Annotated in this window: 27 protein-coding genes; 10 read left to right on the top strand and 17 right to left on the bottom strand. The window is 71.9% G+C overall.

Translation table 11 applies throughout. The annotated features are described in order from the left end of the window. Nucleotides 1–53 precede the first annotated feature (53 nt). Together VMR86_10105 and VMR86_10100 are read left to right on the top strand one after the other, a co-directional pair. Nucleotides 54–1,163: an SRPBCC family protein gene (locus VMR86_10105; protein ID HTO07395.1), complete on the top strand. Its 1,110-nt coding sequence runs from the start codon at nucleotides 54–56 to the stop codon at nucleotides 1,161–1,163. 23 nt (nucleotides 1,164–1,186) lie between these two features. Beyond that, nucleotides 1,187–2,032, top strand: coding sequence for an SDR family NAD(P)-dependent oxidoreductase (locus VMR86_10100; GenBank protein ID HTO07394.1), 846 nt, complete (start codon nucleotides 1,187–1,189; stop codon nucleotides 2,030–2,032). Here VMR86_10100 and VMR86_10095 read toward each other — a convergent pair. The 10 genes from VMR86_10095 to VMR86_10050 all read right to left on the bottom strand — a co-directional run bounded on the left by VMR86_10095 (nucleotide 2,029) and on the right by VMR86_10050 (nucleotide 10,132). Next, the gene (locus VMR86_10095; GenBank protein HTO07393.1) at nucleotides 2,029–2,493 is read right to left on the bottom strand and encodes a hypothetical protein; all 465 of its coding nucleotides are present in this window, start codon (nucleotides 2,491–2,493) and stop codon (nucleotides 2,029–2,031) included. The two genes, VMR86_10100 and VMR86_10095, sit on opposite strands and share 4 nt — an antisense overlap. Further along, nucleotides 2,490–3,128: a sulfotransferase gene (locus tag VMR86_10090; GenBank protein ID HTO07392.1), complete on the bottom strand. Its 639-nt coding sequence runs from the start codon at nucleotides 3,126–3,128 to the stop codon at nucleotides 2,490–2,492. Before VMR86_10090 ends, VMR86_10095 begins: the two co-directional genes overlap by 4 nt. Before the next feature lie 21 nt (nucleotides 3,129–3,149). After that, nucleotides 3,150–3,524 (bottom strand): limonene-1,2-epoxide hydrolase family protein, encoded by a 375-nt coding sequence (locus tag VMR86_10085; GenBank protein HTO07391.1) that lies wholly within the window; start codon nucleotides 3,522–3,524, stop codon nucleotides 3,150–3,152. Beyond that, the gene (locus VMR86_10080) at nucleotides 3,524–5,014 is read right to left on the bottom strand and encodes an amidohydrolase family protein (GenBank protein HTO07390.1); all 1,491 of its coding nucleotides are present in this window, start codon (nucleotides 5,012–5,014) and stop codon (nucleotides 3,524–3,526) included. The genes VMR86_10085 and VMR86_10080 overlap by 1 nt, the downstream gene beginning before the upstream one ends. A 14-nt stretch (nucleotides 5,015–5,028) precedes the next feature. Beyond that, nucleotides 5,029–6,345, bottom strand: coding sequence for an FAD-dependent monooxygenase (locus VMR86_10075; GenBank protein HTO07389.1), 1,317 nt, complete (start codon nucleotides 6,343–6,345; stop codon nucleotides 5,029–5,031). Between the two features lie 81 nt (nucleotides 6,346–6,426). Then, nucleotides 6,427–7,065: a response regulator transcription factor gene (locus VMR86_10070; protein ID HTO07388.1), complete on the bottom strand. Its 639-nt coding sequence runs from the start codon at nucleotides 7,063–7,065 to the stop codon at nucleotides 6,427–6,429. After that, on the bottom strand, nucleotides 7,062–8,249 hold the full coding sequence (locus VMR86_10065) for a sensor histidine kinase (GenBank protein ID HTO07387.1): 1,188 nt from the start codon (nucleotides 8,247–8,249) through the stop codon (nucleotides 7,062–7,064). The genes VMR86_10070 and VMR86_10065 overlap by 4 nt, the downstream gene beginning before the upstream one ends. 21 nt (nucleotides 8,250–8,270) lie before the next feature. Continuing rightward, nucleotides 8,271–8,768: a tetratricopeptide repeat protein gene (locus VMR86_10060; protein ID HTO07386.1), complete on the bottom strand. Its 498-nt coding sequence runs from the start codon at nucleotides 8,766–8,768 to the stop codon at nucleotides 8,271–8,273. 8 nt (nucleotides 8,769–8,776) lie between these two features. Beyond that, nucleotides 8,777–9,571, bottom strand: a complete 795-nt coding sequence (locus VMR86_10055; GenBank protein ID HTO07385.1) for an alpha/beta hydrolase — start codon at nucleotides 9,569–9,571, stop codon at nucleotides 8,777–8,779. A 9-nt stretch (nucleotides 9,572–9,580) separates the two neighbouring features. Then, the gene (locus VMR86_10050) at nucleotides 9,581–10,132 is read right to left on the bottom strand and encodes a GNAT family N-acetyltransferase (protein HTO07384.1); all 552 of its coding nucleotides are present in this window, start codon (nucleotides 10,130–10,132) and stop codon (nucleotides 9,581–9,583) included. A 237-nt stretch (nucleotides 10,133–10,369) separates the two neighbouring features. Between VMR86_10050 and ada the strand changes: the two genes are divergently transcribed. Both ada and VMR86_10040 read left to right on the top strand, forming a co-directional pair. Further along, nucleotides 10,370–11,443 carry a bifunctional DNA-binding transcriptional regulator/O6-methylguanine-DNA methyltransferase Ada gene (gene ada, locus VMR86_10045; GenBank protein HTO07383.1) on the top strand — a complete coding sequence of 358 codons (1,074 nt, stop codon included), beginning with the start codon at nucleotides 10,370–10,372 and terminating at the stop codon, nucleotides 11,441–11,443. Next, nucleotides 11,440–12,117 (top strand): 2OG-Fe(II) oxygenase, encoded by a 678-nt coding sequence (locus VMR86_10040; protein ID HTO07382.1) that lies wholly within the window; start codon nucleotides 11,440–11,442, stop codon nucleotides 12,115–12,117. Before ada ends, VMR86_10040 begins: the two co-directional genes overlap by 4 nt. Nucleotides 12,118–12,129: 12 nt before the next feature. Here the strand turns inward: VMR86_10040 and VMR86_10035 are convergent, their stop codons facing one another. The 5 genes from VMR86_10035 to VMR86_10015 all read right to left on the bottom strand — a co-directional run bounded on the left by VMR86_10035 (nucleotide 12,130) and on the right by VMR86_10015 (nucleotide 16,501). Further along, nucleotides 12,130–13,134, bottom strand: coding sequence for an LLM class F420-dependent oxidoreductase (locus VMR86_10035; protein HTO07381.1), 1,005 nt, complete (start codon nucleotides 13,132–13,134; stop codon nucleotides 12,130–12,132). 64 nt (nucleotides 13,135–13,198) lie between these two features. Next, entirely contained in the window at nucleotides 13,199–13,549 is a 351-nt protein-coding gene (locus VMR86_10030) for a cyclic nucleotide-binding domain-containing protein (GenBank protein HTO07380.1), read from the bottom strand. Between the two features lie 62 nt (nucleotides 13,550–13,611). After that, on the bottom strand, nucleotides 13,612–14,184 hold the full coding sequence (locus tag VMR86_10025) for a TMEM175 family protein (GenBank protein ID HTO07379.1): 573 nt from the start codon (nucleotides 14,182–14,184) through the stop codon (nucleotides 13,612–13,614). Next, complete coding sequence (locus tag VMR86_10020; GenBank protein ID HTO07378.1) at nucleotides 14,181–15,413, bottom strand: CoA transferase; 1,233 nt, start codon at nucleotides 15,411–15,413, stop codon at nucleotides 14,181–14,183. Before VMR86_10020 ends, VMR86_10025 begins: the two co-directional genes overlap by 4 nt. Next, a complete protein-coding gene (locus VMR86_10015) occupies nucleotides 15,410–16,501 on the bottom strand; it encodes a CoA transferase (GenBank protein ID HTO07377.1) in 1,092 nt (363 codons plus the stop codon). Before VMR86_10015 ends, VMR86_10020 begins: the two co-directional genes overlap by 4 nt. Before the next feature lie 92 nt (nucleotides 16,502–16,593). On the opposite strand from VMR86_10015, the gene VMR86_10010 reads away from it, so the two are divergent. The 3 genes from VMR86_10010 to VMR86_10000 are packed head-to-tail and all read left to right on the top strand — an operon-like array spanning nucleotide 16,594 to nucleotide 18,863. Further along, complete coding sequence (locus tag VMR86_10010; GenBank protein HTO07376.1) at nucleotides 16,594–17,169, top strand: hypothetical protein; 576 nt, start codon at nucleotides 16,594–16,596, stop codon at nucleotides 17,167–17,169. 33 nt (nucleotides 17,170–17,202) lie between these two features. Further along, a complete protein-coding gene (locus VMR86_10005) occupies nucleotides 17,203–18,033 on the top strand; it encodes a hypothetical protein (GenBank protein HTO07375.1) in 831 nt (276 codons plus the stop codon). Next, nucleotides 18,030–18,863: a hypothetical protein gene (locus VMR86_10000; GenBank protein ID HTO07374.1), complete on the top strand. Its 834-nt coding sequence runs from the start codon at nucleotides 18,030–18,032 to the stop codon at nucleotides 18,861–18,863. Before VMR86_10005 ends, VMR86_10000 begins: the two co-directional genes overlap by 4 nt. Here the strand turns inward: VMR86_10000 and VMR86_09995 are convergent. Beyond that, nucleotides 18,811–19,989, bottom strand: a complete 1,179-nt coding sequence (locus VMR86_09995) for a hypothetical protein (GenBank protein ID HTO07373.1) — start codon at nucleotides 19,987–19,989, stop codon at nucleotides 18,811–18,813. The genes VMR86_10000 and VMR86_09995 overlap by 53 nt on opposite strands. Before the next feature lie 29 nt (nucleotides 19,990–20,018). Here VMR86_09995 and VMR86_09990 point away from each other — a divergent pair, with 29 nt between their 5' ends. Beyond that, the gene (locus VMR86_09990; GenBank protein HTO07372.1) at nucleotides 20,019–21,953 is read left to right on the top strand and encodes a YgiQ family radical SAM protein; all 1,935 of its coding nucleotides are present in this window, start codon (nucleotides 20,019–20,021) and stop codon (nucleotides 21,951–21,953) included. Between the two features lie 4 nt (nucleotides 21,954–21,957). Here VMR86_09990 and htpX read toward each other — a convergent pair whose 3' ends face one another. Beyond that, complete coding sequence (htpX, locus tag VMR86_09985) at nucleotides 21,958–22,836, bottom strand: protease HtpX (protein ID HTO07371.1); 879 nt, start codon at nucleotides 22,834–22,836, stop codon at nucleotides 21,958–21,960. A gap of 79 nt (nucleotides 22,837–22,915) precedes the next feature. Here htpX and VMR86_09980 point away from each other — a divergent pair, with 79 nt between their 5' ends. Together VMR86_09980 and VMR86_09975 are read left to right on the top strand one after the other, a co-directional pair. Further along, nucleotides 22,916–25,132: a thioredoxin family protein gene (locus tag VMR86_09980; protein ID HTO07370.1), complete on the top strand. Its 2,217-nt coding sequence runs from the start codon at nucleotides 22,916–22,918 to the stop codon at nucleotides 25,130–25,132. Continuing rightward, nucleotides 25,129–25,704, top strand: coding sequence for a redoxin domain-containing protein (locus VMR86_09975; protein HTO07369.1), 576 nt, complete (start codon nucleotides 25,129–25,131; stop codon nucleotides 25,702–25,704). The genes VMR86_09980 and VMR86_09975 overlap by 4 nt, the downstream gene beginning before the upstream one ends. Nucleotides 25,705–25,817 lie beyond the last annotated feature (113 nt).

Here is a 25,817-nt window from a genome sequence, read left to right as displayed (position 1 = left end):
GAATTGAAGTCAATTCTAAATCAGCCCTGGGGGGGCATTTGGAGGACGGAACCGTGTTGCTGGACGACCGAGCCGTGGCGGAGCGCGTGTTCGAGCACATCGAGCGGGGCACGACCGACGCGAGTGACTCGCTGTGGCGCGAGCCGGTCGCGAACTACCGCTCGCAGCCGCGGCTCGAAGCCGAGCTGGCCGTGCTGCGCCGCCTGCCGGTGCCGTTCTGTCCCTCGAGCGCGCTGTCCGAGCCTGGCTCGTACCTGGCGCGCGAGGCCGGCGGCACGCCACTGTTCGCGGTGCGCGGCGCCGACGGAGTGACTCGCGCGTTCCGCAACGCCTGCCGCCACCGCGGCATGGCGCTGGTGTCGGGCGCCGGCTGCGCCAAGGCCTTCGCCTGCCGCTACCACGGCTGGACCTACGGCCTGGACGGCAGCTTGCGTCACGTGCCGCACGAGGACGGCTTCCCCGGCCTCGAGCGCCGCCGGCACGGCCTGGTGGAAGTGAGCGCGCGCGAAGCCGGCGGCATCGTGTTCGTGGCGCAGGACCCGCGGCCGGGCGACCTGGACTCACTCGACGGACTGCCCGAGCTGATCGGCCCCGAGCAGAAGCAGTTCGGCGGCCGCGAGATCCTCGTGCCCGCGAACTGGAAGATCTTCCTCGAGGGCTTTCTCGAGGGCTACCACATCAAGACCACGCACCCCACGTCGTTCCTGCCCTTCGGCTTCGACAACCTGAACGTGATCGAGCATTTCGGGCGCAACAGCCGGGTCACGTTCCCCTTCCAGCGCATCGCCAAGCTGAAGGGGCTTCCGCCGGAGCAGTGGAAGGTGGGTGGGGCGGTCACCTTCGTGTACCACCTGTTCCCGAACGCGCTGGTCACCGTGCTCTCGCACCACACGGTGATGATCGCGCTCGAGCCGGTGTCGCTCTCGGAGACGCGGCTCGTGACCTACCTGCTCTCGAACCGGCCGGCGAGCGATCCCGAGTCCGCCGCCGACGCGCAGCGCGACGCCGAGTTCGTGAACCAGACCGGCGGCGCCGAGGACGCCGCCATGGTCACCGGCATCCAGCGCAGCATCGCCAGCGGCGCGAACGAGTACTTCACCTACGGCCGCTGGGAGGGCGCGATCGCTCACTTCCACCGCGAGCTCGACCGCCTGCTCGGATAGAATGCCTCTCCAGGAGGCGAGTCATGGGCAAGCTCACGGGCCGGGTCGCGCTGGTGACCGGCGCAAGCCGCGGCATCGGCAAGGAGATCGCCAGGCTGTTCGCGCAGGAAGGCGCGCGCGTTGCGTGCACCGCGCGCACCCTCGACGAGGGTGACCATCCGCTCGAGGGGTCGCTCGCCACCACCATCGCCGAGATCGCGCAGGCGGGCGGCCAGGCCGTGCCGATCGCGGGCGACGTGTCGTCGTTCGAGGAGTGCGAGCGCATCGTGCGCGAGGTGCGGGGCGCGTTGGGTCCGATCGACGTGCTGGTGAACAACGCCGCGCTCACCTACTTCATCCCGATCGCCGAGTTCCCGCCCGCGAAGTGGCTGAAGTCATTCGCGGTGAACGTGCACGGTCCGTTCTTCATGACCCGGCTCGTGCTCGAGGACATGCTCGCGAAGAAGGCCGGCGCGATCGTGAACATCTCGAGCGGCGCCGCGATCGGGCCCGGCCGCGGCCCGTACAAGACGCCGCCCCTGCGCGGCGGCACGCTCTACGGCGCCGAGAAGGCCGCACTCGAGCGCTTCACGCAGGGTCTCGCGTCGGAGCTGTACGCGAGCAACGTCAGCGTGACCTGTCTCTCGCCCTCGCAGGTCGTCGCGACGCCGGGCGTGCTGTTCCACAAGCTGGTCGACCGGCCGGACTCGCCGCGCGCCGAGCCGATCGAGCACATGGCGCGCGCGGCGCTCCTGCTCGCCACCGAGCCGCTCGACAAGGTCACCGGGCGAGTCACCTACAGCCAGCAGATCCTGGCGGAGTTCGGCTGGATCGAGAAAGGGCGCGGCATCGGCATCGACGTGCCGGGCTCGGGCTACTCGCAGATCTAGGCGAAGGCCAGCGCGAGCTCGACGGCAATGAAGGCCGCGATGCCCGCGAGACACACCAGGTGGTCGCGGCAGATGCGGCGAGCGAGCGCAGTCTGGGTCGGGGCGTCGTCTTTGCGCGCTCCGAGCCGGACGGCGTCGGGCACCACGCGCGTGGCGGCGAGCGCCACCGGTCCCGCCAGCAGAGTCAGCGCGAGCAGCCGCAGCAGGAGCGCGCCCTGCCCGACGAACAGCGCCGTGACTCCCGCCAGGAGCCCGATGCCCATCACGGCCGCGATCAGCCGGCTCATCGGGAACGAGTCGGTGGTCGCGCGCTTGTAGTACGCGGCGATCGACGCCAGCACGGGCTCGGGCAAGGCGCCTTCCGCGTCGCGCTTCCGGCCCAGCACCTGGGTGTCGAAGATCAGGTCCATCCACAGGATCGCGAGCAGGAACCCGCCGCACGCGGCGAGCAGCGCGCTCACGAGCCGCCTGGAGGGGCGGGCGGCCGGGGCAGCGACGCGAAGCGCGCGAGCCACTCCTCGCGCGTGTTGGTCTTGGGGTAGGGCTCGTTCGGCACCGCCACGCCGAGCGCGTGGCACAGCGGCTCCCAGCCGTCGCCGGGCTGGTACTCGAGCAGCCGCTGCTTCGGCACGCGGGCGCGCACCTCGGCGTTGTGTCTCTCGTAGGCGGCGATCGCTGCCGCGCGGTCTTTGATGTTCGCCGTGAAGCGGTTCCTGAAGAGCGTGTCGATCATGTCCTTCCACACTCCCGGCGGCGCGTGCTCGAGGTTGCGGAAGATGGTCTCGTTGGCGCTGTTCCACCACGTCTCGGACGAGTCACGGGTCGAGAGCAGCACGATCGCGTCGGGGTTCGCCGCCGCGAGCTCGGGCCAGAACGCCGCCGACGGCCAGTCGACCGCGGCCACGTAGCTCTTCAGGAGCTCGTTCCAATCGGGCATCGACCCGCGCGCCGCGGCCAGCCAGTGGGGCACCTGCTCGGGATGCGCGAACAGCTCGAGCATGTGGTGACACGGCTTGCCGAGCAGCTTCTCGAGCGCGGTCTTGAGCGACAGGGTTCCAGTCCGGCCCAAGCCAGCACCGACGATGCGAAGTGACATGCGGTGCAGACTACTACAACGCTACAGCTTGAGTCCGCTCTGCCGCTCGAACGAGGCCAGGTCGAAGTAGTCGCGGAAGGAGGCGATCTTGCCGCCGCGCAGCTCGAACACGCCGTTGACCGGGAGATCGAAGCGCTTGCCGTCCATGTCGAAGCGGTCGATGCGCTCGGTGAAGACCAGGTTCCCCTGGGCGGCCGCGTTCACCACGATCAGCTCGATCGAGAAGGCGCCGAGGAAGCCTTCGAACACCTGGCGGATCTCCGCCTTGCCCTTCACCGGGGGCACCGGGATGTTGTGGTACACGGCGTCGTCGGTGAAGTAGCTCATCAGCTCGTCGATCTTCTTGCGCGGCCAGGCCGCGAGGAAGTCACGCACGGTCTTCTCGTTGTCGGGCATCAGGTCATCCTCCGTATGAATCCGTAAGCGGCGTTGCTGCGGTCGGTGCCGGCGGCCTCGTAGCCGCGCTTGGCCTCGGCGAGTGAGTCGCGCTGGCTCGTCTCGGCCAGCTTCGCCAGGTCGATCCCGTACAGCCGCGCGGCGTTCCCGGCCAGGATCGCATTCTTGACCGGGCCGTCGGCGGCGCCGAGCGGCGCGAAGCGGTGCTTCTTCTGCAGGTCCTCGGGGATCTCGATGCGCCGGAAGGCCTCGATCTGCCACTGCGGCGAGCCGTACCAGACCGAGTCGGTGCCCCAGAGCACGCGCTCGGCGCCCATGCCGCGGATCAAAGTGCCGAGCAGCGCCGCGGCGTGGCGCGGGTGCGTGACCGCCGAAGTCGCGAAGGCCGTGCCGAGCTCGGCGTACACGTTGCTGACTCCGTACTTCGCGGGAATCTCGGCCAGGTCGGTGACCCAGTCCATCCGCCCGGACGACTCGAACTGCGCCAGTGACTCGTCGGGCTCGGTCAGGAATGGCTTCAGGCCCGAGTGATAGATCACGAAGCTGAGCTGCGGCCAGTCCTGCGCGGCTTTGCCCACGTCGTCGACCTTGGCGTGGCGCCAGTGTTTGGTCGAGGTCTCGTAGTCGGCGGGCAGGAGACCCTTGTGCACGCACACGATGCGCCGGTCGGACTTCGCGATCTTGGCCCAGCCCGGATAGGTCGTGTGCTCGTCGTCCATACGCCACGGGAACTCGGACGGCGCGAGCGGGTCGCCGACCGTGTAGCCCTTCCACGAGTCGGGCTGCCACTCCGCGAGCGCGCGGTCGATCTCGTCCAGCCAGCCCGGCTGGCCCGGGCGCAGGATCGAGTGCGAGAGCATACGCCGCGAGCCCGCGACCGCGTTCAGCACGTTGCGCGCGCGCGCCAGCTCGGCGCTGCCGATCACGCCATGACTCGGGTCGTCCGAGGGCGCGCCGCTCACCAGGCCGATGCGCGTCTCGCTGTCGAGGAAGACCTCCTTCACGAAGTTCTCGAACTTGTAGCGGCGCAGAGTGACTCCCTCGCGCTCGAGCACCGGGTTCCAGCGCTTGGCCCACTCGCCCAGCGAGAGGATCCCCTCCCAGGCGAAGTCGTCGCGCACGAAGTGGAGCTGCACGTCGATCACCAGCTGCTTGCGCAGGGCGGCCAGCCGCTCGGCGGCCGCCGCGGGCTCCGCGGCTTCGGCCACGCCCACGTCGAACAGGGCGCCGTACACGCGGTTCATGGCCAGGAACGCCGCGGCCATGCCCGACGCGGTCTTCAGGAACTGGCGCCGGTCGAGGCCCTGGCGGCGGCCGTGGGCGTCGGCGAGCTCGGCCAGCACGAACTCGACCTGTCTCTGCTGCGCGCTCTGCGGGCCGGGCAGATACTCGCCGTTGGAGACCACCTGGGTCGGGATCGGGCTGCGCAGGGCCGCCCGCTCCGCCGGCGCGGTCTGCGCGAGCTGCGCTTCGGTGAGCCAGTGAGACACTCCGCAGCCTCCGTTCAGAGCGCGGTCAGCGCCCGCACGGCGACGCGCGGGTGGAAGAGGGCGGAGGGCCTCCGCACCAGGTGCATGACCTCGAGGAAGCGCTGGGCGGCGAACGGATCGCGCCAGGTCAGCTCGTGCACGCGCGCGGTGTACCAGCCGAGCAGCGGCATCCAGCTCGGACGCGGACCTTCGGCCTTGGGGCTGCGGAAGTCTTCGCCGGTCGCGAGCAGCCAGGGTGAGTCGGTGACCCGGGCCAGGCGCGCCTGGAAGCGGCGCGAGAAGCCGGGCCGCTCCGCGCGGCCTTCCTCGGCCAGGAGTGAGTCGAGCGCGGCCGCGCCGAGCGAGGCGGTCGCCATGCCCTGCGCGTACACCGGGTTGAAGCTGCACGCCGCGTCGCCCAGCACGGCGAGGCCGTCGGGCAGGCGCGCCAGCCGCTCGTAGTGGCGGCGGCGGTTGGAGGGGAAGCGGTGAGTCGCGATCTCGGACACGGGCTTCGCGTCGCGCACCGCCTGCCACAGGTCCGGCACGGCCAGGCTCCTGGCCCAGGCGAGAAACGCGCCCTCGTGGGCGGGTGGGTGGTCGCCGAACCAGCCCACCAGCGTGAGCATCCAGCGCCCGTCCTCGATCGGCAGGAGCACCCCGCAGCGCGTGTCGGGATGGCGCGGGTGACACAGGAGCGCGGTCCAGTCGCGCGGCGCGGCGGTGCGCTCGTAGAAGCGCGTGGCGTAGCCGACGTCGACCTTCACCTCGGACTCGGGTGGCGCGCCCACGCCGAGTGACTCGAGCCAATGCGGCATGCGCGAGCCGCGGCCGCTGGCGTCGACCACGAGATCCGCGGCGAGCGTCTCCGACACGCCCTCGGGCGCCCCACGCCGGCGCAGCCGGACGCCGCGCACACGCTCGGGCGTGGCGTCGAGGCCGTGCACGTCGCCCGCCACGAGCTCGGTCGTGGCCAGCGCGGCAACCCGCCGGCGCAGCGACCACTCCAGGAGCGCGCGGCTCTGGCTCACCATCTCGATGCCGCTGCGGAAGCGCGCCTTCCAGCCGCCGTAGTAGAACCAGCGCGCGTCGCCGGCCGTGTCCACGCGCTGCCCGCCGCGCGCCACCAGCTCTTCGAACAGCCCGGGGAACAGGCGCTCGAGCGCCGCCTCGCCCTGCTTCAGGAGCACGTGCACGTGGCGCGCCTGCGGCGTGCCCTTGCGCACGGCCGGTGACTCGGGGTAGTCGTCGCGCTCGACTAGAGTGACTCGCGCGAAGTGGCGCGCGAGCGCCCCCGCTGCGGCCAAGCCCGCAATGCTGCCCCCGATCACGACCGCCCGCGAGCCCGCCATGTCGCTCACGATACGGCGCGCCGGGTCCCCGGCTCAATCGAGCAGACGGGGGAAGCGGCGCATCCCCTGGATGGGGGAGAGTCAGTCGATCAGCTGCTGGCGCAGCGCGATCGCCACGGCCTGGGCGCGGTCCGACACGCCCAGCTTCTCGAACAGGTGGCGCAGGTGCGTCTTCACGGTCTCGTCCGAAATCGCGAGCTGCGCCGCGATCTCCTTGTTGCTCTTGCCTTCACCGACCAGCTCGAGCACCTGCAGCTCGCGCGCACTGGGCGGGTTGCGGCCCGCGCCGGTACGCGACTCGAGCGCAAGTCTCTGCAACAGGGGCTTGGTGATCTCGGCCTGCAGGAAGCCGGCGCCGCCGTGCACGGCGCGCACGGCCTTGAGCAGCTCGTCCTTGCTGGCGCTCTTCAGCACGTACGCGCTGGCACCGGCGTGCGTGGCCTCGTACACGTAGGCGGGGTTGCCGTACATGGTGAACGCGATCACCGCCGTCTCGGGTGACTCGGCGGTGAGCTGGCGGATGGCGCCGAGTCCGCTCGTGCCGGGGAGCTTCAAGTCCACGATCGCCACGTCGGGCCGCAGCTGCGCGACCTCGCGCACGCCGCTCTCGGCGTCGCCGGCCTCGCCCACCACGGTGAGTCCCTCCTCGGCCTCGAGCATGACCCGCACCGCCTGGCGCAGCACGGTGTGGTCGTCGATCAGATAGATGGAGATGCTCACGACGCCGCTCCGGCCGGCACCACGGCGCGCACGCGCGTGCCGCGGCCGTGGGCGCTAGTGAGCTCGAGCGTGCCGCCGCAGGCCTCGGCGCGCTCGCGCATGGTCATGAGCCCGTAACGCCCGCGCGCGGGCGTGCGCGCGTCGAAGCCGCAGCCGTCGTCGCGCACCGTGAGCACGAGCGTGGCGGCCTCGCGCGCGAGACCGATCTCGAGCTCACTCGCCTCGGCGTGCTTGCGCGCGTTCAGCACGGCTTCCTGCGCGATGCGGAACAGGGCGACGTTCGCCTCGGGGCGCGCGGCGTTCGCCTCGGGATCGATCTCGAGCTTCACGCGCAGCTCGCTGTGCGCGGCCTGGAGCGCCATGCCGTACTCGCGCAGCGCCTCGCTCACGCCGAAGTCGTCGAGCACGGTGGGCCGCAGCTCGTTCATGAGCTCGCGGATCTCGTCGCCGCAGGCGCGCGCGTCGGCGCCGAGCCGCGCCAGGTGCACTTCGGCCTGCGGCCGGTCGGCGCCCAGCGCGGCGCGGGCGCGGTCGATGCCGTACGAGAGCTCGAAGAAGCGCGCGCCCATGCGGTCGTGCAGCTCGCCCGCGATGCGCTTGCGCTCCTCGTCCTCGGCATGGATGAGCCTGCGCAGCAGACTGCGCGCCCGGTCGCGCGCCGCGCGCGCGGCTTCGAGCGCGTCGGCGGCCTCGCGGGAGAGCGCGCTGCCGAGCAGCACCGCGAACGAGAGATAGAACACCCGCAGCGCGAGCGCCCCCCAGCCGGGCGCCGCGGCAGCCGCAGGCGCAGCCAGGAACAGCGCGCCCGAGAGCGCGGAGTTGAAGGCGAACATGGCCAACGCGGGGCCGGGGCCGAAGCGGATCGAGACCGCGATGGTGGTCAGGTAGAAGTACGGATAGAAGTCACTCGCGATGCCGCCCGTGCCCCAGCAGATCGCGGCCACGATCATGGCGTCGCCCACGGTGGTCGCGATCGCGCCCGCGCGCACCGCACGTCCGCGGCGCACGACGAGCCAGGTGAGTCCCGCGTAGACCACGCCGACCGCGAATACGGCGTACACCCGCGGCGCGGGCAGCGTGAGCTCGGCGTGCTGCAGGATCGGGAGCCACGACGCCATGCCCCAGGCGCGCAGCTTCACGAGCAGGCGCTCGGCACGCTGCAGGTGAGCCAGGTCGCTCGTCATTCGGGCAGGATACGCAACTGGCTAGCGCCGCGGGACCTTGCGCAGCTCGGCCAGCTGGCGCCGAACCGTCTCGGTGTAGGGGCCCAGGTCGTGGTGGGCGAGCATGTCCTCGACCAGCGCCACGACCGCCTCGGCCGGCTTGCCCGCGCGCGCCGAAGCCAGGGCCAGGAAGGCGCGCAGCGGCACGTGCTCGGGGAAGCGGCGGCTCCCGCCCGAGAGCACCTCGAGCGCCTCGGCGTGCCGGCCCAGGCTGCCGAGCGAGCTGCCCAGCCCGAGATAAGCGCGGGCCAGGAGCTCGCCGGTGGGGCGCAGCCGGATCGCCTCGGCGTAGACCGGGATCGCCTCGGCTTCGCGGTCGGCGCCGTCGAGCGCGCTGGCCAGCGCGTACTGCGTGCGTGCATCGCGCGGAGCCCGAGCCACCAGCGCACGGAAGTGCTGGAGCGCGTTCTCGGTGAGGCCGGCGTCGAGCAGCATGTGACCCGCCGCGATGTCGGTCTCGATGGGATCCTGTTCCGCCAAGGGCCGCCCTAGAGGAGTTCGTGACTCGCGAGAAACTCTCGCAGTTTCGGCCAGGGACGCGGGCAGTCATTGTGTCCGCAGTCACGGAAGATGACCAGCTCCGACTGCGGCAGCGCGTCGTGCAAGGCGCGCCCGTGCGCGACCGGCACCACCTCGTCGCGCTCGCCGTGCACGATCAGGGTCGGCCCGCGGAAGGCGGCCAGGCGAGAGACACTGTCGAAGGGGTCCGGCACCAGGAAGCCGGGCACGCGCAGGCTCTTGGCGATGTCGCGCACGCTCGTGAACGTGGACTCGAGCACGAGCGCCGCCAGCGTGCGCTGCGCCGCCAGCACGCTCGCGGCGCCGCCGCCCAGCGAGCGCCCGTAGGCGATGATCCGGCCCGGGTCGACCTCGGGCCGCTTCGCGGCCGTGTCGTAGGCGGCGAGTATGGTCGCCGCGATGCCCGCCTCCGAAGGGCTGCCACCGGAGCGCCCGTAGCCGGGATATTCGACCAGGAGCACCGACAGGCCCCAGCTTCGCGGCTCGTCCCAGGCGCTCGCCCAGTCGTCGATCAGCTCGCCGTTGCCGTGCGTGTAGATCACGAGCGCCGCGGGCGCGGACCGGCCGGCGCGCGCGGGCAGGAGCCAGGCCTCGGTGCGCGCGCCGCCGGCGTCGAGCCAGAGCTGCTCGCCGCCCGCGCTCGCGAGCAGCGCGCTCGCGTCGCCGGCGCGCCGCGCGGGGAACAGGATGCGGCGCTCGGCCGCGCGCGCGAGCCAGGCCGCGACACCGATCAGTGTCACGACCAGCAGGAGCACGAGCCCCACGCGCCGCACTCACCCGGCCTCGAGCGCGCGGCCCATGCGCACGATCGGCAGCACCTGCCCGCCGGGCAGCGGCACGTCGACCCGCTCGAGCTCCCGGAAGCCGAAGGCGCGGTACAGCGGCACGCCGGGCAGCGTAGCGCCGAGCTCGAGCGTGCTGAAGCCTGCCGCGCGGGCGGCCTCGAGGCAGGCGTTCATGAGCCGCGTGCCCAGACCGCGGCGCGAGAAGTCGGGATCGACGAAGAACGCGCGGATGCGCGCCGGCTCGAGCGCCGGATCGACCAGCGGGTCCGACTCACCCTTGTGCTGGTCGCCGCCGTAGAGCGTGCGGCGCCGGCTCCAGCCGCCGCAGGCCACGATGCGCTCGCCCGCGAGCACCACGAAGTAAGTGCCGTCGGCGATCAGCTGCGTGTCCGGGCCGAACACGTGCACGATCGAAGCCTCGATCTGCGCGTCGCTGTAGTGCGGGCGCGAGAGGCCGCGCACGGAGCGCGGGATGAGCGCGCGCAGGGCGGGGAGGTCGTCCCCGGTCGCCAGCCGCACGCGCAGCGCCTCGCCTGCCATCGCGCGACAAGATAGACGAGCCGCAGGGCGAGCTCCTGCCGTCGATCGGCATCATTGCGAGCGTCGAGACCGAGTCAGGTCTCGCCCCACGGCGTCGCGCGCAGCATGGCCGGGCCGGGTCACGTCAGCGTTCCGAACCCGAGGCATTCGGCGGGCGAATTGGAAAGCAAGGCTCGGATAGAATTGTGCCGGGTCGGCGCCGATCCTCGCGTCCAACACGAAGCAGGAGACCTCGAAATGCTCGACCCCAAGAAGTGTTGGCAGTCTCTGACCCGGCGCGATCGCAGGGCCGACGGGACGTTCTGGTACTCGGTGCGCACCACCGGCGTGTACTGCCGGCCGAGCTGCGCCTCGCGGCTGCCCCGGCGCGAGAACGTGGCCTTCCACGAGAGCCCGCAAGCCGCCGAGGCCGCCGGCTTCCGGGCCTGCAAGCGCTGCCGCCCGACCGAGCGCACGCCCGTGGAGGCGCAGCTCGCCGCGGTGGCGAAGGCGTGCGCGATCCTGACGCAGTGTGAGTCAGCGCCGACTCTGCGCGAGCTCGCGGCGGCCGTGGGAGTGAGTCCGTTCCACTTCCACCGCCTGTTCAAGCAGGTGGTGGGAACGACCCCGCGCGAGTACGCGCGCGCCGAGCGTGCGGCGCGCCTGGGCAAGGCGCTCGACGCGGGCGAGCCGGTGGCGCGCGCGGCCTACGGGGCCGGCTTCGGCTCGGCCTCGGGCGCCTACGCGGAGGGCTCGGGCCTGGGCATGACTCCGGGCGCGCGCCGGCGCGCGGGGCGCGGTGAGGCGATCCGCTGGGCCGTGGCGAAGACGGCCCTGGGCTGGGTGCTGGTCGCGGCGACCGCGCGCGGCGTGTGCGCGGCCGAGCTCGGTGACTCGCGCGAGTCACTGGTCGCGGGCCTGCACGCGCGCTTCGCCGCGGCCGAGCTGCGCGAGGACCGCGCCGGCCTGCGCGAGTGGCTGGCGCGCATTGCCGGCTTCATCGCCTCGCCCGACCACGCGCTCGAGCTGCCGCTCGACGTGCGCGGCACCGCGTTCCAGGCCCAGGTCTGGCGCGCGCTGCAGCGGGTCCCGCCCGGCAAGACCATCACGTACACGGAGCTGGCGCGCGCGCTCGGCCGGCCGCGCGCGGTGCGCGCCGTGGCGCAGGCCTGCGCGCACAACCCGGTGGCGCTGCTGGTGCCGTGTCACCGCGCGCTGCGCCTCGGCGGCGGGCTCGCGGGCTACCGCTGGGGTCTCGAGCGCAAGCGCGCGCTGCTCGCGCGCGAGGCGGCCGCCGCCGCGCGCCCGGGCGGGCGGGCCGCCGCGCGATGAAGCCCGAGCTGCACGAGTCACTCGACGCGCGCGGCTTCGCGCTGCTGCCCGGCCTGCTGGCGCCGCGCGACTGCGCGGCGCTCGGCGCGCTGTGGAGCGACGCCTCGCTCTTCCGCAAACGCGTGGTCATGCAGCAGCACGGCTTCGGGCAGGGCGAGTACCAGTACTTCGCCTACCCGCTGCCGCCCGCGGTGCAGCGCCTGCGCGAGTCACTCTACGCGGAGCTCGCGCCCGCGGCGAACCGCTGGCGCGAGCAGCTGCGCCAGCCCGCGGACTTCCCGGCCGACCTGGGCTCGTATCTCGAGCAGTGCCACGCCGCCGGGCAGACGCGGCCCACGCCGCTCGTGCTGCGCTACGAGGCCGGCGACTACAACTGCCTGCACCAGGACCTGTACGGCGAGCTCGTGTTCCCGATCCAGGCCACCGTGCTGCTCTCGGATCCGGCGCGCGACTTCAGCGGCGGTGAGTTCCTGCTGGTCGAGCAGCGCCCGCGCGCGCAGTCGCGCGGCGAGGTGGTGCCGCTGGGGCAGGGCGACGCCGTGGCCTTCGCCGTGCGCGAGCGCCCGCGCCGGGGCGCGCGCGGCTTCCACCGCGTGCAGATGCGCCACGGCGTGAGTCGCCTGCGCTCCGGCCTGCGCTTCACGCTCGGGCTGATCTTCCACGACGCGGCCTGAGGCCGCGCTCGCTCAGCCGTGGAGCTGCGCGATCAGCTCCTGCACGGTCGACTTCGCGCCCGCGGCGAAGCCCAGCGTGGTGCGGTCGACCGCGTCGCCGTAGCGCGCCTTGAAGCGCGGAACGATCTCGTCGGGCGTGCCCACGACCGCGAACTGCTCCAGGATCTTGTCGTCGATGAGCGTGCCCATCTTGTCCCACTGGCCTTGCTTCGAGAGCGCATTGAGCTCGGTCTGCAGGCCGCCCCAGCCGTGCAGCTCGAGCACGGGCCGATAGGCGGGCGTCGAGCCGTAGAACGCGATCTGCTTGCACACCCCGCGGCGCGAGTCACTCCAGGCCTTCTCGTCCTTGCCGGTGACCACGAAGCCCGGGAACGAGACCTGGAAGTCGGAGCGCTTGCGGCCCGACTTCGCGAGCCCGCGCTCGATCGCCGGCAGCGTGACTTCGCGCATGTACTTCTCGGTGGTGAACGCGTGGCAGATCACGCCGTCGGCGACCTCGCCCGCGACCTCGGTCATGAGCGGGCCCACGGCCGCGAGAAACACCTTCGGCGCACCGTACTGGGTGTCGGTGGGCGTGAACATGGGAGTCATCAGCGTGTGGGTGTAGAACTCGCCACGGAACTCGAGCTTCTTGCCCTTGTACCAGCAGTCCCAGATCGCGCGCATGGCCAGGATCAGCTCGCGCATGCGCGCCGCCGGGTGCGACCAGGGCATGCTGAAGCGCTTGGTGATGTGCGGCGCGATCTGCGAGCCCAGGCCGAGCACGAAACGCCCCTTCGAGTAGGCGTTCAGGTCGTGACCCAGGTTGGCGAGGGTCATCGGGCTGCGCGCGAAGGCGACCGCGATCGCAGTCACGAGCTCGATGCGCGAGCTGTGCTCCGCCGCGAGCAGGAGCGGGAAGAACGGATCGTGCGCCGTCTCGGCGGTGATCGCACCGTCGTAGCCCAGCGCCTCGAGCTCGCGAATGGCCTTCGGAACGTCGGCCAGGCCACCCATCAACCCTGCATCGACTCGCATGTGGAGCCCTCCCGGCGCGATCCTATCAGCAAGGGAGGGGCGCCTGCCCCGAGGGCCCTCGGGCTCAGGGCCTCCAGCGCCGCAGCCGCTCCGCCATGATGCTCATGACCTGCAGCGCGAAGAACGGCGTCTCCTGGATCATGCCCTGGAACTGCTTGGCGTTGATCGGCACCAGGCGCGTGGCGCTGCGCGCGACGGCGGTCGCGCTGCGCGTCGAGTGATCGATCAGCGCGAGCTCGCCCAGCGTGCTGCCGGCCTCGGCCAGCTCGATCAGCTTGCCGCCGGCGTGGATCTCGACCTCGCCTTCGAGGATCACGTACATGCAGTCGCCGGGGTCGCCCTCGGCGAAGATCGTCTTGCCGGGCTCGAAGCCCAGCCACTTCTCGGTGTGCCGGAACAGCTCGATTCGCGCCATGGGGTGAAGAATGCGACGGCCCGCGCAACGGGACCATGCGGAAACGGTGGAGATTGGGTGAGCTAGCGCGCCGGGCGCTCGAAACGGCGGTCCGGCACGAACCAGAGCAGCGCCACGGCCACGTAGATCGCCTGTGAGAGCAGCGGCGCCACGAAGGCCAGGACGACCGCCCCCGCGTACGCGACCACCGACAGCCACTCCTTGCGGGTGCCGCCCAGGGCCCGGGCCAGCTGCGAGTCACGGCCGTGGTGAGCCACCAGCGTGGACTCGAGCAGCTGGTACGCGGCGCCGGCCATGAACAGCACGCCGCCGTAGAGCGCGGTCGGCAGCGACGCGCCGTGCGCCTCGCCCAGCCAGGCGGTGGCGAACGGAAACAGCGACAGCCAGAACAACAGATGCAGGTTCGACCACAGCACCCAGCCCGTGACCTCCTGCGCGGCGTGCAGCAGGTGGTGGTGGTTGTTCCAGTAGATGCCCACGTAGACGAAGCTCAGCACGTAGCTGAGAAACAACGGCGCGAGCGGGCGGAGTGACTCGAAATCGCTGCCGTGCGGCGGGCGCAGCTCGAGCACCATGATCGTGATGATGATCGCGACGACGCCGTCGCTGAAAGCCTCGAGCCGGCTCTTTTTCATCCCTCGCGCGCGCCGATGGGCGCGTCGCCGATGATGCCGGCCGCCGCCAGCTCGCCGAGCTCGCGCTCGGAGTGACCGAGCAGGCCGCACAGGATCTCGCGGTTGTGCTCGCCGAACAGCGGCGCGTGCCGGCGCGGCAGCGGCTGGGCTTCGACCAGGCGCCAGGCCGAGGCCGGCTGCTTCCAGGTCTTCATCTTCGGCTGCGGCAACTCGACCCAGGAGCCGCGCGCGGCCAGGTGCGGGTCCTGGTGGATCGCGTTGCAGTCGAGCACGGGCGCGGCGGCGACGCCGGCGCGCTGGAGTGACTCCGCCGCTTCGCGCGGCAGGAGCGCGCGGGTCCAGGCCTCGATGCGCCGGTCGAGCTCGTCGTGGCGTGCGCGCCGCACGTCGAGCTCGAGTGACTCGAGCTCGGGCGCGCCGATCGCGCGCGCCAGCGCCCACCACTCGCGCTCGTCGCGCGCCGAGATCGCGACCCACTGGTCGCTGCCGAGGCACGGGTACAGGCCCTGAGGCGCGAAGCGCGGATCCCGGTTGCCGCGGTGCACGGGCGCGGCGCCGCGCAGCGAGGCGGCCGCGAAGGCCGGGCCGAGCATCTGCGCCATGGTCTCGCGCTGCGCGAGGTCGATCCACGCGCCCTGGCCGGTGCGGCGCCGGGCGATCAGCGCCAGCGCCACGGCGCCCGCCGCCGCGATGCCGCCGATCGGGTCGCCGTACGAGATGCCGGTCTTGTACGGCACGCCGTCGTCGCCGTAGCCCGTGGTCGAGGCCATACCGGCCATCTGCTCGATGATGGGGCCGAAGCCGACGAAGCCCTTCTCGGAGCCGGTCTTCCCGAAGCCGGCCATGCTGATCAAGATGATGTCGGGCTTCGCGCGGCGCAGCGCGTCCCAGCCGATGCCGAGCTTGTCGAGCACGTCGGCACGGTAGTTCTCGATCACGCAGTCACAGCGCGCGATCAGCTCGAGATACAGCTCTTTCCCGCGCGGCTGCGACAGGTCGAGCGTGAGTGACTTCTTGTCGCGGTTGTAGTCGTTGAAGTAGTACGACGTGTTCCAGGGCTCGGGCGCGCCCGGCTGCGGCAACAGCGTGCGCACGTTGTCCCAGGCGCGCGGTGACTCGATCTTGATCACCTCGGCGCCCATCTCTCCGAGCAGGCGCGTGCAGAACGGGCCGGCCCACATCATGGAGAGGTCGGCCACGCGGATGCCGGCGAGCGGCAGCTCTTTCACGCGCGCGCTCCCAGCCAGTCCGCCGCGACCGCGTCCGTGTCGGCGGCCGGCCCGTGCAGCGCGCCCGCGCGCCAGGCGAGGCCGAGATAGGGCCGGCCGGGCACGCGCGCCTCGCCTGCGGGCGTGTTCACGACGTCGAAGAACCCGCGCTCGTCGAGACACGCGTTGCCCAGCAGATCGAGCGGCGTCATGACCGCGCCCATCGGCACCTTGTTCGATTCGCCCATTTCGAGCAGGTCACGCTTCTTCTTGTCGCGGAACCAGCGGGCCACGAGCTCACCGATCTCGGCGTCGTGCTCGAGCCGGTACGCAGGCTCGAGGAAGCGCGGGTCGGCCAGCGCCGGGTCGCGCGTCATGGCCAGGAACGCCGGCGCCTGGCGCTGCAGCGCGCACACGCCCGCGAACCCGTCGGCCACCGGGAAGATGCCCCAGAGACAGTTCACGCGGTTCCCGAGCCGCACGGCCGGGGTGTGGTCGAAGGCGGCGCGCGGGCCGTAGTACTCGAGCATGCCCGCGGCGCACTCCTGTGCGGAGATGTCGAGCCAGTCACCTTCGCCGTGCAGCAGTGACCCGAAGTAGGTCGTGAGCGCCGCCGAGGCGCCGTTCAGGCCGAGCAGCATGAACGCCTGGTTGCCGCCGTTCTGCAGCGGCGCGCGCGTGGCCACGCCGGTCAGCGAGAGGATTCCGCCGGCCGCGTGCGCGACCAGATTCGAGGCGCGCCAGTGCGCCGCCGGCCCGGTCTGCCCGAACGGAGTCAGTGACACGACCACCAGCGCGGGCTTCTCGCGCCGCAGCGCCCGCGGGTCGAGCCCGCGCGCCGCCAGCGCACCGGGCACGCCGTCCTCGACCACGATGTCGGCCGCGAGCGCGAGCTCGCGCAGGCGCGCATCGCCCACGCCGACGCGCCGCTTGCTCGCGAGCAGGGCCGCCTGCTCGTCGCGCGTGAGCGTCTCGCTGCCCGCGTCGCTGCGCACCACGTCGGCGCCGAAGCCGGTCAGCCAGCGCGTGGCGAAGGCGGCCGCGAGCCCGCCGCCGATCTCCAGCACGCGCACCCCCGCGAGCGGCAGATCTTCGCTCTCCGTCCCCATCGGGTCGGGATCATGCGGCAGTCGGCGGAGCCGGGGCAAGTTACAGTGCTGCCGTGTCCGGCGATGCCATTGCAGGCGAGCTGCGTTCCCAGATGGAGACGACCCTCCGCGACCTGCTGCGCCACGCGCGCTCGCGCTCGGACGCCGCCGACTGGGCCCGGGCCGTGGCGCTCGATGCGCTCGAGGACGACTTGAGCCACGACGTGGTGTGCGCGCTGCAGGCCGCCGATCGCTGCGAGGGAGACCTCGATCGGACCGGGGCGCCTTACTTCATCCGCGATGCGGACCTGCGCGAGTGGCTGGCGTGTCTCCGGGGTGAGGACCTCGATGAGTCGACCGCGCGCGGGCTGCGGGTCCTGCGGGCCCACCAGATGCGGCCGCTGTCCGACTATCTGGCCGCGCTCGACTGCAAGCTCGCCGACCTGGCGGCGCGCGCCGGTCTGCGGTCGTTCCGCGGCTGGGACGATCTCGACTTCTACGAAGCGGTCCTGGTCGAGCTCCCGTCGGGTCACCAGGTCACGCTCATCGACCACGCCCGGTCGACCTTCACCCTGGTTCACCTGGAGCGGACCGTGCGTGACACGGAATCCGCGCTCGGCTCCCTGCTCTCGCTGCTCGAGCTGGACCGCGCGTGCGTGGTCTGGACCCGCGAAGATCTGGGCTGGTGAGCGTTGACGCCTGGTGAGTGGTCGCTCACAATCGTGCGCGTGTCGCGGTCACTCGCCCTCGTTTGCCTTTCGCTCGCGCTGTGTCTCGGATCTCGCGCCGCCGCGCAGCCGCCGAACGGGAGCTACGACGGGCTCTCGATCGGGGGCGCGAACGAGATCTTTGTCCCGGGCGGCGAGAACACCTTCTGTCCGCCCCCGACCGAGGCCGGTGACTCCGCCTGCATCCTCACCGACCTCTCCACGTCGGCCGTGGGGCTGGTCAGCGGCAGCGGGAACTTCCAGCTCCACCTGGTCGACCTGTTCGATGGCAACACCCCGTTCCAGGTGGCGGGAATCATGTCCGGAACGCCGGCGGCGCCCAAGGTGAAGCTCGAGCTGCACGGCGACTCGCAAGGCACGTTTCACGGCAGCGGGTTCGACCTTCCCGTACCGGCAGCGATCGACGGCAAGTTCAAGTGCGAGAACCCGTCGCCGCACGCGCCGCTGTTCACGTGCAAGGGGCGGCTCGAGCTGTGCTTCCTGGCCTTGGGCCAGCGCTTCTGCGCGGGCGGCCGGGTGCCGATCGAAGTCGCGGCACAGGGCGGGCCGTGGCTGCTCCAGATGAACGCCACGACCGACGGCAAGAATCGAGTGACCGGCAGCGCGAATCTGCAGCTCTCCAACACCAGCGCGGATCTCTTCCAGGTCACCGGGAAGTACAACCCGAAGACCGACCAGTCGAGCCTCAAGCTCGTGTCGACCACGCCGGGCAATCACGACACGACCCGCTTCTCCAAGATCACGGTGTCGGGGACCTCGATCGTGTCCGGCGACTTGAAGTTCAAGCTCGCCCACTTGAAGGGCCAGACGAGCCTCGTGCCATGAAGCTCGCGCGCGCGGCCGCCGCCGTCTGCGCCCTGCTGTGCCTCGCTGCGCCCGCGCGCGGCGCGCCTCCGGCCGGGCCCTATTCGTATCTCATCGGGGGAGACAGCGAGATCTGGTACCCGAGCGGCGACGCGGAGTTCTGCGAGCCCGACGCGCCCGGATCGTCGTGCCTCGACACGAGTGTCTCGACCGGCGGCACGGGCGCGGTCCTGGGCACGGGCGTGTGGCACGCGCACATCACCGGCCAGGCCGACGGCGACGTGGGCTTCACGATCGCGGGGCAGCTCGCGGGCTCGACGCGCGTGCCCAAGCCGAAGATCGTCGTGGAGTTCGCCGGAGACATCACGCTGCACGTGGAGGGCGTCGACGTCCCGCTGGCAGTCACCGGCACGGGCAAGTTCACCTGCAAGAACCCGTTGCCTCACGGGCCCACGTTCCAGTGTCCGGGTCACGCCAAGCTGTGCGGAGTCGCGCTCGGCCGGAAGAAGTGTTTCGGCACCGGGAGCGTGCGCATCGACCTGGCGGCGGCCGGCGGGCCGTGGCGGCTCGATACCGACCTGCTGACCGACCCGAACACCGGCGCGATCAGCGGGGACGGAGCCGCCACGCTGCAGAACACGAGCTCGCAGGCCTACGTCGCGAAGGGGAAGTACAGCGCGAAGAGCGATCTGTCGAAGCTCACGCTGACCCCGCTCGACCCGACCAGCAAGAATAAAGTCACCTTCTCCGACACCTTCGGCGCCTACGTTCCGGGCGGGCCGTCGAAGAAGATCAAGTTCAAGGTCGCGGGCGTGTCGGGGGTGTTCCTGATCCCGATCCCGCCGCCCTGAAGACGGCCAGCGTCTCGACGTGCTCGGTGTACGGGAAGAGGTCCCAGGCCTCGAGCGACGCGAGCGCGAAGCGGCCCGAGCCCACGAGCGCGCGCGCCTCGCGCAGGAGTGACTCGAGTCCGCAGCTCACGTAGACCAGCGTTCCGGGCCGGTGCGCGAGCAGCGCCTCGAGCACGGCGCGGTCGAGCCCGCGCCGCGGCGGATCGACGAGGACCGCGCCGGCCTCCGCGATGCGGCTCGCGTGACTCGCGGCGTCGCCCGGCAGCACACGGGCGCGCCCCCGCTCCGGCTCGGGCCGCGCCGCGATGCCGAGCTCGAGCCCGCGCACGCCGTGCGGCGAGAGCTCGTTCAGCTCGACCGAAGTCGCGCGCCCGAGCAGCCCCAGCCCGATCGCGCCCGCGCCCGCGTACAGCTCGAGCACGCGCGCGCCGTCCGGCACCGCCGCGCGGGCCGCCAGCGCGAGCGACTCGAACAGCTCCGGGTGACTCTGGCCGAATGCGCCGGGCGGGTGGAACACGTCGACCCCGCCCAGCGGCTCGACCAGCGCCTCCTCGCCCGCGATCCGTTCCCAGCGCGGCCCGAGGATGGCGTTGCCCCGCGCCGTGTTGCCGTTCCAGAACAGACCCTGCAGCCGCGGCCCGAGCGCGCGTTCGAGCGCCGCGAACACCCCGCGCAGCGGCTCGGCTGACTCGCCGTTTCCCACCAGCACCACCTGCGCCCGCGGCCCGGCGCGCTCGACCGCCACCTGCAGGTAGCGAAGCTCGCCGCGGTGGGGCTGGTCCGCGTACGGAGTGACTTTCGTCTCGCGCACGGCGTGGCGCAGCGCCGCCGCGACCTCGTTCACCAGCGGGTGATGGATGCCGCAACGCGGGATGTCCGCGATGCGGTGGGTGCCCGTCTGGAAGATCCCCACCTTGGGCGAGCCCGCGCTGCCGCGCACCGCGAGCCGGGCGCGCGTGCGGAAGCCGAGCGCGCTGCCGGACCGTACACGCGGTGGTGTCAGGCCGCCCAGCGCGGCCAGCTCGCCCAGGCGCGCCTGCGCCGCCGGGCCCGGTCCGCGCTCGCCGTAGCGCGGGCAGCCCGGGCACGTGGGTCGGTGGGGGCAGGGCGGAAGCTCGGGGTACACGGGCCGCGAAGCTATACTCCGCGCCGACCATGCGCCGCTCGCCTGCGCCCCCCAGCGACTCGTTCCTGCCCACCACGGCAGACGAGATACGAGCGCGCGGCTGGGACGCGGCCGACGTGGTGCTGGTCTCGGGCGACGCCTACATCGACCATCCCTCGTTCGCCGCCGCCATCCTCGGTCGCTGGCTCGAGAAGCACGGCTTTCGCGTCGCCGTCCTGTCGCAGCCCGACTGGCGCAGCGCGGAGCCGTGGCGCGCGCTGGGCCGGCCGCGCCTGTTCTACGGCGTGTCGGCCGGCAACATGGACTCACTCATCAATCACTACACGGCGAACAAGAAGCGCCGCAACGCCGACGCCTACTCGCCCGGCGGGCGGATCGGGCTGCGGCCCGACCGCGCGACCGCGGTCTACGCGCAGCGCTGCCGCGAGGCGTTCGCCGGCGTGCCCGTGATCGCGGGCGGAGTCGAGGCCTCGCTGCGGCGCATCGCCCACTACGACTACTGGTCCGACAAAGTCTGGCCGAGCATCCTGGTCAGCTCGAAGGCGCACCTGCTCGTGCACGGCATGGGTGAAGTGCCGATCCTGGAGATCGCGCGCCGGCTGGCCGCCGGCCGTCCGGTCGAGGATCTGCGCGACCTGCGCGGCGTGGCCTACCTGCTGGGCAAGAGCGAGTCACTCCCGGCGCACCGCTGGGACGACGCGAATTGCCCGAACGAGGACGTGACCCTGCCGAGTCATGAGCGGGTGGTCGAGGACAAGCTCGCCTTCGCCGAGATGACGCGCGACCTGCACCGCGAGACCAACCCGCTGAACGCGCGGCGCCTGCTGCAGCCCCACGGCGAGCGCATGCTGGTGGTGAACCCCCCGACCCTGCCGCTCTCGGAGCCCGAGATGGACGCGCTGTACGACCTGCCGTACACGCGCCGGCCGCACCCGAGCTATAGCGAGGAGGTGCCCGCCTGGCAGACGATCCGTGACTCGGTGCAGATCATGCGCGGCTGCTTCGGCGGCTGCACCTTCTGCTCGATCACCATGCACCAGGGCCGCGCGATCCAGTCGCGCTCGCCCGAGTCGATCCTGGGCGAAGTGCGCGCGCTCGCCGCGACGCCCGGCTTCTCGGGTCACGTGTCGGACCTGGGCGGGCCCACCGCCAACATGTACCGCATGCGCTGCACGCAGCCCGAGGTCGAGGCCGTGTGCCGGCGGCTCTCGTGCATCCATCCCACGGTGTGCAAGCTGCTCGGCACGAGTCACGAGCCCACGCTCGAGCTCTTGCGCGCGGCGCGCGCCGTGCCCGGCGTGAAGCAGGTGCACGTGGCCTCGGGCATCCGCATGGACCTCGCGCGCGAGTCACCCGAGTATCTCGAGGAGCTCGCGCGCCACCACGTGGGCGGCCACCTGAAGGTCGCCCCCGAGCACGTCTCCGAGCGCGTGCTCGGGCTGATGAAGAAGCCCGCGCAGCACACCTTCGAGGAGTTCGCCGAGCGCTTCGAGGCGGCCTCGCGGCGCGCGGGCAAGGAGCAGTATCTCGTGCCCTACTTCATCGCGAGTCATCCCGGCTCGACCGTGGCCGACATGATCGAGCTCGCCCTGTTCCTGAAGCAGCGGGGCTACCGCCCGCGCCAGGTGCAGGACTTCATTCCCGCGCCCATGGACGTGGCCACATGCATGTACTGGACGGGCCTCAACCCGCACTCGATGAAGCCCGTCGACACCGCGAGGAAGCTGCGCGACCGCAAGGTCCAGCGCGCGCTGCTCCAGTTCTTTGCGCCCGAGAACTACTTCACCGTGCGCGGCGCGCTCGAGGAAGCCGGCCGCGCCGACCTGATCGGCGACGGACCGGAGTGTCTCATTCCGTCGCGCCCGCCGCGCGAGGCGCTGGACGCGCGCCGCGCGCAGGCCAACGAGACGCCGGCGCGCCCCGGCTACCGCCGTCCGTCGCGCACGCGCGGCGAGCGGCGCTAGCGACTCAGTAGGTCATCGCGCGCAGCGCGGCGATGCGCTCGTCGAGCGGCGGGTGACTCATGAACAGCCGTCCGAAGCGCGAGACCGCGTCGCCTGCAATGCCGAAGGCCTGGAGCTGCTGGGGCAGCGGCTGCGGCTCGCGCGCCTTCAGGCGCTCGAGCGCGGCGATCATGTTCTCGCGTCCGGCCAGGCGCGCACCGCCGGCGTCGGCTCGGAACTCGCGCCCGCGCGAGAACGCGTAGACGATCAGGCTGGCGGCGATGCCGAACACGATCTGCAGCGCGATCACGGTCAGGAAGTAGCCGATCCCGCCGCCGTGACGGCCGCTGTCGCGGTCGTTGCGGAACACCGCGCGGTCGACGATCTCGCCGACCACGCGTGAGGCGAAGATCACGAAGGTGTTCACCACGCCCTGGATCAGGGTCAGCGTGACCATGTCGCCGTTCGAGACGTGCGTGATCTCGTGGCCCAGCACGCCCTCGATCTCGTCCTGCTTCATGCTCTCGAGCAGGCCGCTCGAGACCGCCACCAGCGCCGCGTCGCGGCGGGCGCCGGTCGCGAATGCGTTGGGCTGCGGGGAGTCGAAGATGGCGACCTCCGGCATGCCGATTCCGGCCGCCTGCGAGAGCTTGGTCACGGTGTTCACGAGGAATTGCTCGGTCTGCGTGCGCGGCTCGGTGATCACGCGCGCACCGGTCGCCATCTTGGCCGTCCACTTCGAGATCAGGAGCGAGATCAGCGCGCCGCCCATGCCGAACACGGCGGCGAAGGCCAGGAGGCCGCCGTACTGGGTCGGATCGTTCACGCCGACCAGGCGCGCGACGACCGATAGGACGAGCAGAACGGCAATGTTCGTGGCGAGGAAGAGGAATACGCGTTTCATGGCGCTAACGATCTGGGCCCCCGTGCCAGTGTCAAGTCTGACGCGCCCAGGCCGGGGTCCGTTCGGTAGAGTCTCGGCCATGCCGCGGCTGCTGCTCTTCTTGCTCGCGCTCGTGGCCGGTGCCCCCCAGGCCCGCGCCGCGCTGCCGGAGTCGGCGCACGGAACCACGGCGTCTGACCGGGGAAATCCGCGCCTCGAGGGCAGCTTGCTGGTCGACCGCGACGCGGTCCGCCCGGGCGAGACGCTTCACGTGGGTCTCCTGCTCGAGATGGACCCGCACTGGCACGTGTACTGGCGGAACCCCGGCCAGTCGGGCGCGGCGCCGCAGCTGCATTGGAAGCTCGAAGGCGCCGACGTCGGCCCGGTCGCCTGGCCCTTCCCCGAGGTGTTCCGCCAGAGCGACGGCTTCATCACGACCTACGGCTACACCGACCAGGTGCTGCTCGCGAGCCCGGCGGCGTTTCGCGCGGGCACCGGGGGCACGGTCGAGGTGCGGCTCGACGCCGACGTGCTGGTCTGCGAGATCCAGTGCATTCCGGGCGAGCTCCACCTGTCGCGGCCCGTGCGGGTCGCGGCCGACGCGGCGGACTCGCCGACCGCCGACTTCGAGACCTTCGAGCGCTTCGCCGCGCGCGTACCCCGGCCCGCCGGGGACGCGGAACTCGGCCTCGAGGCGCTGTACTCACAGTCGGCGATCCGGCCCGGTGACTCGTTCCGCGCCGCGCTCTCGGTGCGCGAGCTCGGACCGGCCACGCGCGCGCTCGAGGACGCGTTCGTGCCCGACCGGGTCGACGGGGTGGAGTGGCTCGCCACGGGCGGGCAGCGCCCGCCGTTCCTCGGCGGCGGCTTCCTGGTGACCTTGAAGGGCTCCGCGCCCGCGGACGCGAGTCACGGCGACTCGCGGCTGCGCGGCGTACTGGCCGTGAGCCGGCGCGGCGCGCAGGAGTTCGTCGAGGTCGACCTGCCGTTGCCGCGCGCTGCGGCCGGCGCGGCCGTGACCACGCTCGATTCACCCTGGCTCGAGCCCGCGCCCGCGGCGAGTGACTCGAGCGGGGGCGGCATTTCGCTGGGCCGGGCGATCGCGCTGGCGCTGCTCGGCGGCCTGATCCTGAACGCCATGCCGTGCGTGCTGCCGGTGCTGGCGATCAAGGTGTTCGGGCTGGCGGAGCTCGCGCAGCACGGCCGGGGGGAGATTCTGCGCCACGGCCTCGCCTACACGGCCGGCGTGCTCGCCAGCATGGCGGCGCTCGCGGGGATCGTGGTGGCGCTGCGCGCGGCCGGGACCTCGGTCGGCTGGGGCTTCCAGTTCCAGGAGCCGCTGTTCATCGCGGCCATCGCCGCGGTGCTGGTCGTGTTCGCGCTGTCGCTGTTCGGCGTGTTCGAGTTCCGCTTGGACGCGACCCGGCTCGCGAGCGCGGGCGCGGAGGCGACCGGCGCGCGCCGCAGCTTCTTCGAGGGGCTGCTCGCCGTGGTGCTGGCCACGCCCTGCACCGCGCCGTTCGTGGGCACCGCGGTCGGCTTCGCGTTCGCGAGCTCGCCGGCCACGATCTTCGCGATCTTCCTCGCGATCGGCGCCGGGCTCGCGGCGCCGTTCCTGGCCGTGTGCGCGGTGCCGGCCTGGGCGCGGCTCGTGCCGCGCAGCGGGCCGTGGACCCTGCAGCTGCGCGCCGCGCTGGGCTTCGCGCTGCTGGGCACCGTGGTGTGGCTGCTCTCGGTCCTGGGCCGCTCGGCGGGCGCCGACGCGCAGATCGCGCTGCTCGCCTACCTGTGCGCGCTGGCCGCGGGGGTCTGGATCTTCGGCGCGCTGCAGCAGCTCGAGCGCGTGAGTCCCGCGCGCATCGCGGGCATCGCGCTCCTGGCGCTGGGCCTGCTCGGCTTGCGCGCGCTGCCGGTCAGCGAGTCGCAGGCCGCGCCGCAGGGCACGCAGTCGGAGTCCGAGGGCCGCCGCTTCAGCGCGGCCGACGTCTCCGCGGCGCGCGCCAGCGGCGCGCCGGTGTTCGTGTATTTCACCGCGGACTGGTGTCTCACCTGCAAGGTGAACGAGCACGCGGTGCTCGAGAATGCGCGCGTGCGCGGCGAGCTCGAGCGGCGCGGCTTCGCGATCTTCAAGGGTGACTGGACGCGCCGCGACGAGGCGATCCGGCAGGAGCTCGCGCGCTTCGGCAAGGCGGGCGTGCCGCTGTATCTGGTCTACGGTCCGTCGGGTCAGCCGATCGTGCTGCCGGAGCTCCTGACGGTCGACCTGTTCATCGACGCGCTGCAGCGCGCAGCGCCGCAGACGGAGGAGAAGACATGAAGCGCATCGCACTGGCCCTCGTGGCCGCCGCCCTCATGGGCGCGATCTCGACCCCGAAGATCGGCGACAAGGTGCCCGACTGGAGCGCGAAGGACGAGAACGGCGTCGAGCACAAGCTGAGTCAGTACGCGGGTCACGCGCTCGTGCTCGAGTGGACCAACTCCGAGTGCCCGTTCGTGGAACGCCACTACCAGGCCGGCACGATGAAGCAGCTCGCCGCCGCGCTGGGTGCGAAGGACGTGGTCTGGCTCGCCGTGAACTCGACCTACACGAACACGCCCGACGACACGAAGGCCTGGAAGAAGGAGCAGGGCTTCACGTACGCCACCCTGCAAGACTCCGACGGCAAGCTCGGCCACCTGTTCGGCGCTCGCACCACGCCGCACATGTTCGTGATCGACGCCCAGGGCGTCCTGCGCTACCGCGGCGCGATCGACGACGATCAGTACGGCCGCGCCGAGAAGCCGACCAACTACGTCGACACCGCCGTGCACGCAGTGCTCGCGAGCGCCTCACCCGACCCCACCGAGACCCAGCCCTACGGCTGCTCCGTGAAATACCGCCCGGAGTAAGTGGACCCGGAGCATCTCGGCGCGGCGCGCGGCGGGGCGAAACCCGCCGGTCGCTGCTTCGGGAGTACCCTGCAGACGCTCCCTCTGGGTTTGCCCCCCCGCGGGCGCGCGAA

The organism is Myxococcota bacterium (assembly GCA_035498015.1).
Classification (GTDB): domain Bacteria; phylum Myxococcota_A; class UBA9160; order SZUA-336; family SZUA-336; genus VGRW01.
The sequence above is the reverse complement of the archived record's forward strand: the minus strand, read 5'-3'. Positions and strand labels throughout refer to the sequence as shown.

What these genes read in the sequence shown, in the direction of transcription:
- VMR86_10065 (HTO07387.1), bottom strand. Translation starts at nt 8,249, where the DNA reads ATGACGAGCGACCTGGCTCACCTGCAGCGTGCCGAGCGCCTGCTCGTG.
- ada (HTO07383.1), top strand. Translation starts at nt 10,370, where the DNA reads ATGCTCGACCCCAAGAAGTGTTGGCAGTCTCTGACCCGGCGCGATCGC.
- VMR86_09990 (HTO07372.1), top strand. Translation starts at nt 20,019, where the DNA reads ATGCGCCGCTCGCCTGCGCCCCCCAGCGACTCGTTCCTGCCCACCACG.
- VMR86_10050 (HTO07384.1), bottom strand. Translation starts at nt 10,132, where the DNA reads ATGGCAGGCGAGGCGCTGCGCGTGCGGCTGGCGACCGGGGACGACCTC.
- VMR86_10085 (HTO07391.1), bottom strand. Translation starts at nt 3,524, where the DNA reads ATGCCCGACAACGAGAAGACCGTGCGTGACTTCCTCGCGGCCTGGCCG.
- VMR86_10090 (HTO07392.1), bottom strand. Translation starts at nt 3,128, where the DNA reads ATGTCACTTCGCATCGTCGGTGCTGGCTTGGGCCGGACTGGAACCCTG.
- VMR86_10010 (HTO07376.1), top strand. Translation starts at nt 16,594, where the DNA reads ATGGAGACGACCCTCCGCGACCTGCTGCGCCACGCGCGCTCGCGCTCG.
- VMR86_10040 (HTO07382.1), top strand. Translation starts at nt 11,440, where the DNA reads ATGAAGCCCGAGCTGCACGAGTCACTCGACGCGCGCGGCTTCGCGCTG.
- VMR86_10100 (HTO07394.1), top strand. Translation starts at nt 1,187, where the DNA reads ATGGGCAAGCTCACGGGCCGGGTCGCGCTGGTGACCGGCGCAAGCCGC.
- VMR86_10000 (HTO07374.1), top strand. Translation starts at nt 18,030, where the DNA reads ATGAAGCTCGCGCGCGCGGCCGCCGCCGTCTGCGCCCTGCTGTGCCTC.
- VMR86_10030 (HTO07380.1), bottom strand. Translation starts at nt 13,549, where the DNA reads ATGGCGCGAATCGAGCTGTTCCGGCACACCGAGAAGTGGCTGGGCTTC.
- htpX (HTO07371.1), bottom strand. Translation starts at nt 22,836, where the DNA reads ATGAAACGCGTATTCCTCTTCCTCGCCACGAACATTGCCGTTCTGCTC.
- VMR86_10015 (HTO07377.1), bottom strand. Translation starts at nt 16,501, where the DNA reads ATGGGGACGGAGAGCGAAGATCTGCCGCTCGCGGGGGTGCGCGTGCTG.
- VMR86_10025 (HTO07379.1), bottom strand. Translation starts at nt 14,184, where the DNA reads ATGAAAAAGAGCCGGCTCGAGGCTTTCAGCGACGGCGTCGTCGCGATC.
- VMR86_09980 (HTO07370.1), top strand. Translation starts at nt 22,916, where the DNA reads ATGCCGCGGCTGCTGCTCTTCTTGCTCGCGCTCGTGGCCGGTGCCCCC.
- VMR86_09975 (HTO07369.1), top strand. Translation starts at nt 25,129, where the DNA reads ATGAAGCGCATCGCACTGGCCCTCGTGGCCGCCGCCCTCATGGGCGCG.
- VMR86_10075 (HTO07389.1), bottom strand. Translation starts at nt 6,345, where the DNA reads ATGGCGGGCTCGCGGGCGGTCGTGATCGGGGGCAGCATTGCGGGCTTG.
- VMR86_10035 (HTO07381.1), bottom strand. Translation starts at nt 13,134, where the DNA reads ATGCGAGTCGATGCAGGGTTGATGGGTGGCCTGGCCGACGTTCCGAAG.